The sequence below is a fragment of the Janthinobacterium salmonicoloratum genome, assembly GCF_051380845.1.
GTDB classification, from domain to species: Bacteria; Pseudomonadota; Gammaproteobacteria; order Burkholderiales; family Burkholderiaceae_D; genus Janthinobacterium; species Janthinobacterium lividum_F.
In genome coordinates, this window is sequence record NZ_JBNYXV010000002.1 from 355708 (window position 1) to 368204 (window position 12497).

Consider the following 12497-nt stretch of genomic DNA (forward strand, 5'->3'; position numbering starts at 1 on the left):
CGGTCATCATATACGATATGACAAGATAATAACCACCGGCGGACAGGAAATTGCAGGGCGACACCGCCCTGCCTTGATATTGCAGGCGCTTACAAGCGGTGACTGCGGTCGCTGGACAACAGGACTTCCGGCAACGCCACCTGGTGCCCCACCACCAGCACCTTGAACAATTCCCCCATCTCGGCCGGCGACACCAGCTTTTGCACGGCGCTGGCCTGCGGCAGGTAAGTCTTGACGTGCTCCGGATCGGTGCGCAGCAGCAAGTCGCCGATGCCCGCGCCCAGCAGGAAGGACGCCTGGTTCATGTAGGCGAGCACATCGAGACCCGCATCCTGCGCCGCCACCGCCATGGCTGTGAAATCGACGTGGGCCGTGATGTCCTGCAAGCCGGGCAGGTAAAACGGTTCCGCATGGGCGTGATGTCGGTAATGGCACATCAGGGTGCCCGTGGCGCGCAAGTCCAGATAATACTCATGCGCAGGGAAACCATAGTCGAACAGCACGGCCGCGCCGCCCTTGCCATTGGTCAGCATGCGCGCCAGCGAGCGCATGAAGCCGCAGGCCACGCCGTGGATCTCGCTGACATAGCCGACCGGCAAGGCATCGGCATCCGGCACCTGGGCGGCGATCTGCGCGGCGACGTCGGCGCCGGCCGGGCGTTCGACAAACACGAACTGGCCGTCGGCGATGCTGACATCGAGTTCGCACCAGCCGGCGGGCGTCTTGCTGATCAGGTTGACGGGCATGGCGTCGAGCACTTCATTGCCGAACACGGCGCCCTCGAAACTGTCGGGGAAGCCGTCGAGCCACACCACTTGCGGGAAGGCGGCCAGCGCCAGCTCCTGGCGCGCGCGCAATTCGCCGGACAATTCGACGATCGCATATTGTTCCACAGCGATGCCAGCATGCGCCGCTTCCGTCAGGATATCAAAGGCCAGCTTGCCCGTGCCGGCGCCGAATTCGAGGATGCGCGGAGCCGTTTGCGCCATAATAGCGGCTGCCACATGGGCCAAGGTGGCGCCGAACAGGGGCGAAATCTCCGGCGCGGTTGTAAAATCGCCATCTTTGCCCAGCTTGGCGGCGCCGCCGCTGTAATAGCCGAGATCAGGCGCATACAGCGCCAGCTCCATGAAGCGGACAAAGGGAATGGCGCCGTCATTGCGCGCGATTTCGGCGGCAATCAGGTGCTGCAAGGCATGGGACGCGGCCAGCGCGTCGCTATCGGGTGCGGGAAGAGACATACCCGCATTGTAGCGAATCGGCGGGCCGCGGCGCCAGTGTCGGCTATGAGGGCCATGGCGGCCAGGCGCACTTCACACACAAGCACAGTATAAATAAAGACATGACTCCAGCATCGACAATGCCACACAGCACACCCCGGGTCGCCCTCGTCACGGGCGCGGCGCGCCGCATCGGCCGCGCCATCGCGCTGGGCCTGGCACGCGACGGCTGGGATATCGCCGTCCATTACCGCGACTCGCACGAGGAAGCGCTCAGCCTGGTGGCGGAAATCGCCGCACTGGGCCGCCGCGCGCAAGCGTTCCCCTGCGACCTGGCGCAGGAAGACGCCGTGCGCCAGTTGTTGCCGCAGGCGCAGGCGGCGCTGGGGCCCGTCACTTGCGTCATCAACAACGCATCGTTGTTTGAATACGACAATGCGGGCGATTTTTCCGTCGCCGCGCTCGACGCCCACATGCACGCCAACCTGGCCGCCCCCATCCTGCTGGCGCAAGCCTTGTACCAGGCCACCCCGGCAGGCGGGCAAGCCGTGGTCATCAACTTGCTGGACCAAAAACTGTACAATCTCAATCCTGATTTTTTGTCGTACACCCTGTCCAAGGCGGCGCTGCTGTCGGCGACCACCATGCTGGCCCAGGCGCTGGCGCCGAAAGTGCGCGTGGTAGGCATTGCCCCCGGCATCACCATGGTCTCCGGCGAGCAGACGGAAGCGAACTTTGCCAAGGCGCATGAAAACACGCCGCTGGGCCGCTCCAGCACGCCCGAGGATGTGGCCGACAGCGTCTGTTACGTGGCCGGCGCGCGCGCGCTGACGGGCACGACCCTGCTGGTCGATGGCGGCCAGCATTTGATCGGCTTGCCGCGCGACGTCATGTTTTTGACCAAATAATCAGCAGCCCTACCAAACAACCAGCATTCCAGCATCCCCTAAAAGGTAAAACTATGTCGTCCGCCCTGTCCCACCCTCGCCTGGCCGATTGCCGCCGCCTGTTCCTGCGCAATTACGAAGTCCTCATCAACATCGGCGTCTACGATTTCGAGAAAAAGGGCGAGCAGCGCGTCCTCATCAACGTCGACCTGTACATTCCCCTGGCCCTGTCGACGCCGAAGGATGACCAGCTGGAAGAAGTGGTCGACTACGACTTCATGCGCGAAACCATCGCCAAGCGCATGGCGCAAGGTCACGTGCAACTGCAGGAAAGCCTGGTCGACGACGTGCTCGCTGCCATGCTGGAGCACCCGCGCGTGCGCGCCGCGCGCGTGTCGAGCATGAAACCGGACGTGTATCCCGACTGCGAAGGCGTGGGCGTGGAAGTATTCAAGATCAAGGATGAAGTATGAGCAACATGAACAACCCCGCTGTGATGGAAACGACGACAACGGCCGTGGAATTCCCGGCCAACGTGGAAGCGCAGAAACTGGCGCGCAAGAAGGCGGAAAAGATCGCCCTGGAAAACAACAAGCTGCACAAGCGCTTGTGCCGCCTGGTGGGGCAAGCCATCGGCGATTTTAATATGATCGAAGACGGCGACAAGGTGATGGTATGCCTGTCCGGCGGCAAGGATAGCTACGCGCTGCTGGACATCCTGATGACCTTGCGCGAACGCGCACCGATTCACTTCGACATCGTCGCCGTCAACCTGGACCAGAAACAGCCGAACTTCCCGCCGGAAATCCTGCCCGCCTACCTGACGGAACTGGGCGTGGCCTTCCACATCGAAAACCAGGATACCTACAGCATCGTCAAGCGCCTGATCCCGGAAGGCAAGACGACTTGCTCGCTGTGCTCGCGCCTGCGCCGCGGCATCCTGTACCGCGTGGCTGACGAGCTGGGCGCCAACAAGATCGCCCTGGGTCACCACCGCGACGACATCCTGGAAACGTTCTTCCTGAATATGTTCTTCGGTGGAAAACTGAAAGGCATGCCGGCCAAGCTGCAATCGGACGATGGCAAGCACATCGTCATCCGCCCGATGGCGTATGTCAAAGAAGAAGACACGCAGCGCTATGCGGAAGTCAAGGGTTTCCCCATCATTCCATGCGACCTGTGCGGTTCGCAGGAAAACCTGCAGCGCAAGCAGATCAAGGGCCTGATGCGCGAATGGGACAAGAAATTCCCCGGCCGCGTGGAAAGCATCTTCTCTGCCCTGTCGAACGTGGCGCCATCGCATTTGATGGATCCGAAACTGTTCGGCTTCAAGGATTTGAAGGCGGACGGCGTGGCCAACCCCATGGGCGACATCGCCTTCGATGAAGAGCCGTGCTCGACGCCGACCACTTTCGGCACCATTCCACTGCAGCAAGCCTGAGTGTGAAGCGAGGCGCCATCAGCATGATGGCGCCGTTTGCTTTACCGCCTTAAAACTCTTCCCAATCGTCACTCTTCGCCGTCTTGGCCGGTGCGATTTTCTTCGCCGGCGCGGCAGGGCGGGCGGCAACGCGCGCCACCGGCGCCGCCGCGACGATACGCACCGCAGTGGCCGGGCGGCGCGCTGCGCCATCCTGCTCGCGCAACTTGAATACGCTGACCACTTGCGCCAGGCCGTTCGCCTGCTCTTGCAGCGAACCGGCCGCTGCCGCCGCCTCCTCCACCAGCGCCGCATTCTGCTGGGTCACCTGGTCCATCTGGGTAATCGCCTGGTTGACTTGCCCAATACCGTGCGTCTGCTCCTGGCTGGCACTGGAAATCTCACCGATGATGTCGGTCACGCGCTTGACGCTGGAGACCACTTCATCCATCGTCGCGCCGGCCTGGTCGACCAGCTTGGCGCCCACGCCCACCTTGCTGACGGAATCGTCGATCAAGCCCTTGATTTCCTTGGCCGCCGCCGCCGAGCGCTGCGCCAGGTTGCGCACTTCGCCGGCGACAACTGCAAAACCGCGCCCCTGTTCGCCCGCCCGCGCCGCTTCCACGGCCGCATTGAGCGCCAGGATATTCGTCTGGAAGGCGATGCCGTCGATCACGCTGATGATGTCGACGATCTTGCGCGACGACTCATTGATCGAGCCCATGGTCGCCACCACTTCGGCCACCACCGAGCCGCCGCGGCTGGCGATACCCGCCGCCGTGATGGCCAGCTGGTTGGCCTGGCGCGCATTGTCCGCGTTCTGCCTGACGGTGCTGGTCAGTTCTTCCATCGACGAAGCCGTTTCTTCCAGCGAACCGGCCTGCTGTTCCGTGCGCGATGACAGATCCAGGTTGCCGGCGGCGATTTCCGACGAGGCCGTGGCGATGCTGTCCGTGCCGCTGCGCACCTGGCTGACGATGCTGACCAGGTTGTTGTTCATATTGCCCAGGGCCGTGAGCAGCGCCCCCGTTTCATCCTTCGCCGTCGTGGCGACGGTCTGCGTCAGGTCGCCGGCGGCCACCGTTTCGGCCAGCACCAGCGCCTGGCGCAGCGGACGCGTGATGCCCGTCGTCAGCAGCCACGCGCACAACACGCCGAACGCCACGGCGAACAGGGTCAGCAGGCTGATGACGGTGGTGTCATGCATGGCGGAGGCGTCGATCTGCTTGGCCGTCGCATCAATGCTTTCGCGCTGCAAAGTCACCAGCTCCTGCAGCAAATCCTGGTAGACCTTGGCGGCCGGGGTGAACGCGGTGTCGAGGATTTTCGCCGCGCCTTCCACGTCGCCATCGGCCTTGGCCTTGACGGCGCCATCGCGCGAGGCGCTGTAGACCTTGCGCTGCTCGAGGATCTTGGCGAACAGGGCTTTTTCCTTGTCGCCCGCGACCAGCGGTTCGATCTGCTTGAGCAATTCGGCCGCCTTCTTCACGGACGCGGCCGAGTCTTCCTTGAAATACGGTCCCAGCGCCGGGTCGCTGCTCTTGACGATGGCGGCCGTGCGGCGGATCGAGGCAAAGTTCAAGCCATACCAGTCGGTAATCAGGCGTTCCTTGGTCAGCGGTTCGGCCATCATGGCGCGCGTGGACGTCGCCACCTCATTGAGGCGCCACACGCCCACTGTAGCGATCAGAACGGTCATTGCCAGGATCAGGACAAAGCCGATACTCAGGCGCTTGCCGATCTTGATATTTGCGATAAAGCCCATGGTGTCTTTTCTCTAAGTAAGTGCATCGAAGATATATTTAATTCCATATGGAATTTAATATATTGCAGATTATACATTGTTGAAATATATGTAGCTGATTTATTGATTTTGAGAAATGTTTCTGTTAAGTTAAAAGTCTCCTCCGCAACTATAGGCGAGCCCTGTGTGTTCGCTCGTCTGTCTCTCAAAGAAATCTATGAAATTTTCCGCCTTGCCCCTGAAACAAATCACCCTCGCCGCCGCCCTCGCCTGTGCCGGCAGCGCCCACGGCGCGGCCCTGCCGCCCGCCATCGCGGCCCAGCTCGCGGCCAATTACCCGGCCGTCGAAAGCCTGTACCTGGACCTGCACCGCCACCCGGAACTGGCGTTCCAGGAAGTCGAGACGGCAAAGAAGCTGGCTGCAAAGGTCAAGGCGCTCGGTTTTGACGTGACCACCGGCGTCGGCGGCACGGGCGTCGTCGCCATCTTGCGCAATGGCCCCGGCCCCGTCGTCATGCTGCGCACGGAAATCGACGCCCTGCCCGTGCTGGAAAAAACCGGCCTGCCGTTTGCCAGCAGCGCGGTGACGAAAAACGCGGCCGGCGAAAGCGTGCCGGTGATGCATGCCTGCGGCCACGACGTGCACATGTCGGCCTGGTATGGCAGCGCCAAGCTGATGGCCGACAATCGCCAGCACTGGAGCGGCACCCTGATGCTGGTGGGCCAACCGGCCGAAGAGCCACTGCTGGGCGCGGCGGCCATGCTGAAGGACGGCCTGTTTACGCGCTTCCCGAAACCCGACTACGCGCTGTCCTTCCACGATGAAGCGACGCTGCCATCGGGCACGGTGGGCTACCACGCCGGCTACTTCCGCGCCGCCGCCGACACCATCAGCATCACCGTGTACGGCCAGGGGGGCCACGGCGCCGCACCGCACGACACGCGCGACCCCGTCGTGATGGCCGCGCGCATCGTGCTGGCATTGCAAACCCTGGTCTCGCGCGAAAACAATCCGATGGACCCCGTCGTCATCACGGTGGGCAGCATCCATGGCGGCACCCAGGCCAACATCGTGCCCGACCAGGTCACCATGCAGCTGACGGTGCGCACCTTCAAGGATGCCGTGCGCAAGCGCGTGCTGGCCAGCATCGCGCGTGAAGTCAAGGGCGAGGCGTTTGCCGCCGGCGCGCCGAAAGAGCCGCTGGTGGAAATTCGTCCCGGCACGGACGCCGTCTACAACGACCCTGACCTGACCCTGCGCATGGTGTCTACCCTGCAAAAATCGCTGGGTGCGGCCAACGTGACGGAAATGCCGGCCAAGATGACGTCGGAAGACTTCGCCAACTACGGCCAGGCCGGCGTAAAAGCCGTGCTGCTGCATATCGGCGCGGTGGAGCCGGCCAAGCTGGCCGCGGCCAAGGCCAGCGGTAAACCGCTGGCCGGCCCGCACTCGCCGCAATGGGCGCCCGAGTACCAGCCGACCATCAAGGCGGCGATCACGGCGGAAACGTCGATCCTGCTCGATTTGCTGAGCAAGAAGCAGTAATCATGTAGTACGCGGGGAAGCCGGCCTTCCCCGCTCTCCCCTCCTTGCCGAAAGGCTTTCCTTCATCCCCCTGCTGCAGTAAGCTCGGTGTCTGCCGCCACGCCCGTGCCGGCGCCCCTTGCAACCAGACCATGAACGGACACTGTATGCCGACAACCGCGCTCAACCGCCCCGTACTGACCCTGCTGGCCCTCGGCTTTGCCCTCTCCACCGCCTTCGCTGCGCCTGCCGACCGGCAAGCCGACCGCTGGGATTTGACGGCGCTGTATCAAAACGACGCCGCGTTCGACGCGGACGCGAAAAAGCTGTCGTCCCAGCTGCAGCAACTGGGCGCCTGCAAAGGGCAGTTGAAAGCGTCGTCTGCCCGCCTGAAAAGCTGCCTGGACCTGGTCGCCGAGGCGCGCAAGCGCGTCAACACGCTCACCACCTATGCGGCGCAGTATTACGACCAGGATACGGGCGACAGCAAGGGGAACCAGCTGAACCAGCGCGCCGCCCTGCTGGGCAACGACTTCACCCAGGCGAGCACTTTCTTGCAGCCGGAAATCCTCGCCCTGGGCGCCAAACGCATCGATGCCATGCTGGCGAAAGACCAGGGCTTGCAGCTGTACCGCTTTCAATTGAGCAACATGCTGCGCAGCGCGCCGCATACGCTCGACGCTGCCGGCGAACAGCTGGTGGCGCAGTTCGGCCTGGCGACGGGCTCGGCCGCCAGCGTCTACCGCACCCTGGCCAATGCGGAAATCCCATGGCCGACCGTTAAATTATCGGATGGCAAGGAAGTGCGGCTCGACCAGGCGGCCTACACGAAATACCGGGGCGACGACAACCGCGCCGACCGCAAGCTGGTGTTCGACGCCTTCTTCGGCAAGTGGAAAGAATATGAACGCACGTTCGGCGAAACCCTGTACGGCCAGCTGAAGACGGATGCCGCGTATGCGAAAGTACGCAGCTATGCCGACTCGCAAAGCGCGGCGCTCGACGCCGACCATTTGCCGCCGGCCGTCTACCAGACCCTGATCGCGCAAACCAATGCCAACCTGCCCACCTTGCACCGCTACTTCAAGCTGCGCGCGCGCATGCTGGGCGTCAAGGACCTCGCGTACTACGACATCTATGCGCCGCTGCTGAAAAGCGACCGCACGTTCCCGCTGGCCGAGGGCAAGCAAATGATGCTAGCCTCCGTCGCGCCGCTGGGCCCCGACTACGTCAAGGCGCTCACTGCGGCCGTGGACGCGCGCTGGATGGATGTCTACCCGCGCCCGCGCAAGGTGGCGGGCGCCTACATGAATGGCGACGCGTACGACGTGCACCCATTCGTGCTGCTCAACTACACGGACAATTACGAAGCCGTCAGCACCCTGACGCACGAATGGGGCCACGCCATGCACTCGGTGCTGGCCAACAAGGCGCAGCCGTCGATCTATGCGCCGTACAGCATTTTTGTCGCGGAAATCGCCTCGACGACGAACGAGGCGCTGCTGCTCGACGCGCGCCTGAAGCAGGCCAAGGATGACGACGAGCGCCTGCTGTACTTGGGCGCGGCGCTGGAAAACCTGCGCGGCACCTACTTCCGCCAAGCCATGTTCGCCGAATTCGAGGCGGCCATCCACGGCAAGGTGGATAAAGGAGAGTCGCTGACAGGCGAAGAGATCACGGCCATCTATGCAGGCATCCTCAAGCGCTACCACGGCGAAGCGCAGGGCGTCATGACCATCGACCCCGCCTACGCGCTGGAATGGGCGTATGTGCCGCATTTTTATCACGGCTTCTATGTCTTCCAATACGCCACCTCGATCGCGGCGGCGCAGGATTTCGCGCAGCGCATCCTCGACAAGGAACCGGGCGCCCTGGCCGCCTACCTGAAAATGCTCGGCGCGGGCGGCTCGGCCTACCCGTATGAGCTGGTGAAGGCGGCCGGCGTCGACCTGGCCTCGCCGAAACCGTACCAGGCGCTGACGGCGCGCATGAATGGCATCATGGACCAGATCGAGGCGATCGAAGCGAAGCGGGGGAAGTAAGTGCCTGCGCAGGACGGCATCAGGCGAGGTGGTCTGATGCCGGCTTGTCCTCCCCTGCCGCCGCAAATGCCGCCGCATCGCTCTCGAACATGTCTTCCAGTTCCTCGCGCGCCTGGCGCGTGAGCGACATAACTTTTTGCTGGTCCTGGAAATGCGGCGCAACTTCCAGCAGGGTTTTCAGGTTATGCCGGCCAAAGATACCGGCCGCGCGCTGCGCCCGCTCCGCGCTGTAGCCCACCTGCTGCAAGGTCTGCTCGCCCAGCAGCAGCGCTGCGGCGAAGGTCTCGCGTTCGATCAGGGTCACGCCCCGCTTCATCAACTCATAGTAATGCGTGACGTTGCGCGCGCGTGCCAGGATCGTCAGTTCGGGCAGGCGCAGGCGCACGGCGTCGACCAGGGCCAGGCTGTCGTCCACGTTGTCGATGGCGATCACCAGCGCCTTCGCCTTTTCGATACCGGCAGCCACCAGCAGGTCCACGCGCGTGGCGTCGCCATAAAACACCTTGAAGCCGAACTTGCGCAGCAGCTCGATCTGGTCCGGATCGTGGTCGAGCACCGTCACGCCGATTTTATTGGCCGCCAGCAGGCGACCGATGATCTGGCCGAAGCGGCCAAAGCCAGCGATGACGATGGGGTTGTCCTGCGCCTCGATATGGTCGTCGGGGCGGCGCTTCTTTTCGCCTTGCAGCCGCGGCGCGACAAATTTATCGTGCGCCAGCAGCAGCAAGGGCGTGGCCACCATCGACAGGGTCACCACCACGACCAGCAGCGCGGCCGTTTCCGGCACAAACACGTGCGCGGCCTCGGCGGCGGCAAACACGACGAAGGCGAATTCCCCCCCTTGCGACAGCAGCAGCGCAAAAAACAGCTGCTGCCCGCGGGGAATGTCGACAAACTTCGACAGCAGGTACAGCAAGGCGATCTTGACCACCAGCAGACCGGCCACCAGGGCCACTATCAGCAGCGGCTGGGCGCGCAGCACGCCGAAATCGACGGACATGCCCACGGCGATGAAGAACAGGCCCAATAACAGTCCCTTGAACGGCTCCAGGTCACTGATCAGCTCATGCCGGTATTCGGAGTCGGCCAGCAGCACGCCCGCCATGAAGGTGCCCAGCGCCATCGACAGGCCCACCGATTCCATCAGCACGCAGATGGCGATCACCAGCAGCAGGGCAAAGGCCGTGAAGATTTCGCGCAAGTCCGTCCTGGCGATGAAGCGCAGGATGGGGTTGACGAGGAAGCGCCCGCCGATCACCAGCGCCGCCAGCACGGCGGCCAGCTTGGCCACGCGCAGCCAGCCCGGCTCACCGCTGTGCGTGACCAGGCCGCCCAGGAGCGGCACCAGCGCGATCATGGGAATGGCGGCGATATCCTGGAACAGCAAAATCGAAAAGCCGGCGGAACCGGCCGGTGTGCTCATCAGCTTGCGTTCGCCCAGGGTGGCCAGCACGATGGCCGTCGACGACAGCGACAGCCCCAGCGCGCCGACCAACGCCGTGCGCCAGTCCACGCCAAAGGCCATGGCCACGGCGCACAAGCCCGCGCTGACGATACCCACCTGCGCCCCACCCCAGCCGAAAATCGGACGGCGCAGCAGCCACAATCGTTTAGGTTCCAACTCCAGGCCGATCAGGAACAGCAGCAGCACCACGCCGAATTCGGAAAAGCTGAGGATCACCTCGACGTTCTTGATCAGGCCCAGTCCCCACGGTCCGATGACGACGCCGGCCACCAAGTAACCCAGCACGGCGCCCATGCCCAGGCGCTTGGCCAGCGGCACCATGATGATGGCGGCGACCAGGTAAAACAATATATTGATGAGAAAGCTGTGGTGTTCCATGCGGATTCCGGGCAGATGTGTGGATGAAACGACATCATGCCTGAAGTGGCGCGCCAGCGGGGTATCAGGGCTGCGGCGCGTCGATGCGCGCGCGTAGTTCGTCGACATTCACGCGCGACAGATAGCGTTCGATGTTTTTCCACACGGCGTGGTAGCCGTAACCGCCATTTTTCAGCTCGTCGATCGCCTTCTCGCGCGGCCAGCCCTGGTACAGCATGCGGTACATGGCGGCCATCATGCCCGTGCGATCGGCGCCATGCAGGCAGTGCAGCAGCACGGGCCCCTGCTGCTCCGCGCTGCGGATGCTGCGCATGGTCTCGATCACATGCCGGTCGCGGATGGCCCAGGTATTGATGGGGATGCGGATGGCGCGGATGCCGCTGCCATCGAGCACCTGCGTATCGGAGTGGAAAGAGCGCAGGCTGATCACCGTCTTCACGCCCAGCGCCTGCAACTGGGCCACGTCGGCGCTGTCGAGCCTGGCGCTGCGGTACAGGCCCGGCGTGACCTGGTGCAGGTTGGACACGAGCGGCAGCGGCGTCGCCCAGTCCGGGTGGCGTGGCGGCGATGGTTGTGTCCCGGCCGGCGCGGCGGCCAGTCCCAGGACGAGGGTCAAAAGTACGACATGCAACATCATGGCTTCCTTGTTATTGAAGAACGGCGCCAGCGCACAGCACCTGGGCCAGCACATCCAGGGCGGCGCGCGGGCGGCCCAGCGCCAGCGCCTTTGCGCGCATCGATTGCAACTGTTCAGGATGCTCGAGCAACAGGCGCACGCGGTATTCCAGGGTCACGGCGTCCAACGCCTTCAATGCCACGCCCTGCTCCAGCAGATAGTCGGCATTGCGCTCTTCCTGCCCGGGAATCGGCGAGTTGACGATCATGGGCAAGCCCAGCGCCAGGCATTCCGACGTGGTCAGCCCGCCCGGCTTGGTGATCACCAGGTCGGCGCACGCCATCAGGCGCTCGACTTCGCTGGTAAAGCCTTGCGCCAGCAGGCGGCCCGGATACTGGCCGGCCAGTGCTTGCAGCGCCGCCAGCGCCGCGGCGTTTTTCCCCGCCAGCACGATCAGCTGGAAGTCGCCGGGCAGCGCCAGCAGGCGCGCGGCGACCGTTTCAAGGCTGCCCAGACCAGCCCCGCCGCCCATCAGCAGGATCGTCGTGCGCCGCGGGTCGAGGCCAAACGCCTGCGCGCTCTGCACGCGCCCGGGCGCCTGCGCGAAGGCGGGCATGATGGGGATGCCCGTCACGTGGATACGGTCGGCGGGGATGCCTTCGTGGCGCATGCGGAACGCCACTTCGTCGGTGGCGGCGAAATAGCCTTGCATCTGTTCGTGTACCCACATGCGGTGCAGGTCGAAATCCGTGACCTGTACCCACACGGGGCAGGCCAGCTGCTGCTGGCGCAGTGCGCGCGACAGCAGTTCGGCCGGCAGGAAATGCGTGCAGATGATGGCGTCGGGCTGGAAGGCGGCGATCTGCGCCATCAGCGCGCGCGTGTTGAGGCGCTCGACGGCGCGGCGCAGGCGCTGCATCGAGCTGTCGCGCGGCGCATCGTGGGTGGCATGGTACAGATAGCCCCACAGCGCGGGCGCCTTGTTGACCAGCTTGATATAGAAATCCGTGTACAGCTTGCGAAATGCGGGCGTGACGAAATCCATCACATCGAGATGCAGGGCTTGCGCCGCAGGGCCGGCGCCGCCATCGCCCGCCGCATACGCCTCGATGGCTTGCGCCGCGCGCATGTGGCCGGCGCCGGCCGAGACGCTCAGCAGAAGTATTTTTTTTGTCATGAAAAAACGATGCATGAAACAGG

Annotated in this window: 10 protein-coding genes; 5 read left to right on the top strand and 5 right to left on the bottom strand. The window is 63.8% G+C overall.

Annotation, left to right across the window (positions count from 1 at the left end; translation table 11 throughout):
• Window positions 1-89: 89 nt before the first annotated feature.
• Window positions 90-1241, bottom strand: coding sequence for a class I SAM-dependent methyltransferase (locus ACQ4WY_RS14770; RefSeq protein ID WP_436504718.1), 1152 nt, complete (start codon window positions 1239-1241; stop codon window positions 90-92).
• A 119-nt stretch (window positions 1242-1360) separates the two neighbouring features.
• Here ACQ4WY_RS14770 and ACQ4WY_RS14775 point away from each other — a divergent pair, with 119 nt between their 5' ends.
• Genes ACQ4WY_RS14775 through ttcA form a run of 3 tightly spaced genes read left to right on the top strand, consistent with a single transcriptional unit; the run spans window position 1361 to window position 3548 of the window.
• Window positions 1361-2128, top strand: coding sequence for an SDR family oxidoreductase (locus ACQ4WY_RS14775; RefSeq protein ID WP_436504719.1), 768 nt, complete (start codon window positions 1361-1363; stop codon window positions 2126-2128).
• 53 nt (window positions 2129-2181) lie between these two features.
• Complete coding sequence (locus ACQ4WY_RS14780) at window positions 2182-2580, top strand: dihydroneopterin aldolase (RefSeq protein ID WP_436504720.1); 399 nt, start codon at window positions 2182-2184, stop codon at window positions 2578-2580.
• A 5-nt stretch (window positions 2581-2585) separates the two neighbouring features.
• The gene (gene ttcA / locus ACQ4WY_RS14785) at window positions 2586-3548 is read left to right on the top strand and encodes a tRNA 2-thiocytidine(32) synthetase TtcA (protein WP_353660907.1); all 963 of its coding nucleotides are present in this window, start codon (window positions 2586-2588) and stop codon (window positions 3546-3548) included.
• A gap of 49 nt (window positions 3549-3597) precedes the next feature.
• Here ttcA and ACQ4WY_RS14790 read toward each other — a convergent pair whose 3' ends face one another.
• On the bottom strand, window positions 3598-5292 hold the full coding sequence (locus ACQ4WY_RS14790) for a methyl-accepting chemotaxis protein (RefSeq protein ID WP_436504721.1): 1695 nt from the start codon (window positions 5290-5292) through the stop codon (window positions 3598-3600).
• 196 nt (window positions 5293-5488) lie between these two features.
• Here ACQ4WY_RS14790 and ACQ4WY_RS14795 point away from each other — a divergent pair, with 196 nt between their 5' ends.
• On the top strand, window positions 5489-6817 hold the full coding sequence (locus tag ACQ4WY_RS14795) for an amidohydrolase (protein ID WP_436504722.1): 1329 nt from the start codon (window positions 5489-5491) through the stop codon (window positions 6815-6817).
• Window positions 6818-6963: 146 nt separating this feature from the next.
• Window positions 6964-8838 carry an oligoendopeptidase F gene (pepF, locus tag ACQ4WY_RS14800; protein WP_436504723.1) on the top strand — a complete coding sequence of 625 codons (1875 nt, stop codon included), beginning with the start codon at window positions 6964-6966 and terminating at the stop codon, window positions 8836-8838.
• 19 nt (window positions 8839-8857) lie between these two features.
• Here the strand turns inward: pepF and kefC are convergent, their stop codons facing one another.
• From kefC to ACQ4WY_RS14815, 3 genes are all read right to left on the bottom strand, one after another.
• Window positions 8858-10681 carry a glutathione-regulated potassium-efflux system protein KefC gene (kefC, locus tag ACQ4WY_RS14805; protein WP_436504724.1) on the bottom strand — a complete coding sequence of 608 codons (1824 nt, stop codon included), beginning with the start codon at window positions 10679-10681 and terminating at the stop codon, window positions 8858-8860.
• A gap of 64 nt (window positions 10682-10745) precedes the next feature.
• On the bottom strand, window positions 10746-11318 hold the full coding sequence (locus ACQ4WY_RS14810; protein WP_436504725.1) for a dual specificity protein phosphatase family protein: 573 nt from the start codon (window positions 11316-11318) through the stop codon (window positions 10746-10748).
• A gap of 10 nt (window positions 11319-11328) precedes the next feature.
• Window positions 11329-12474, bottom strand: coding sequence for an MGDG synthase family glycosyltransferase (locus ACQ4WY_RS14815; RefSeq protein ID WP_436504726.1), 1146 nt, complete (start codon window positions 12472-12474; stop codon window positions 11329-11331).
• Window positions 12475-12497 lie beyond the last annotated feature (23 nt).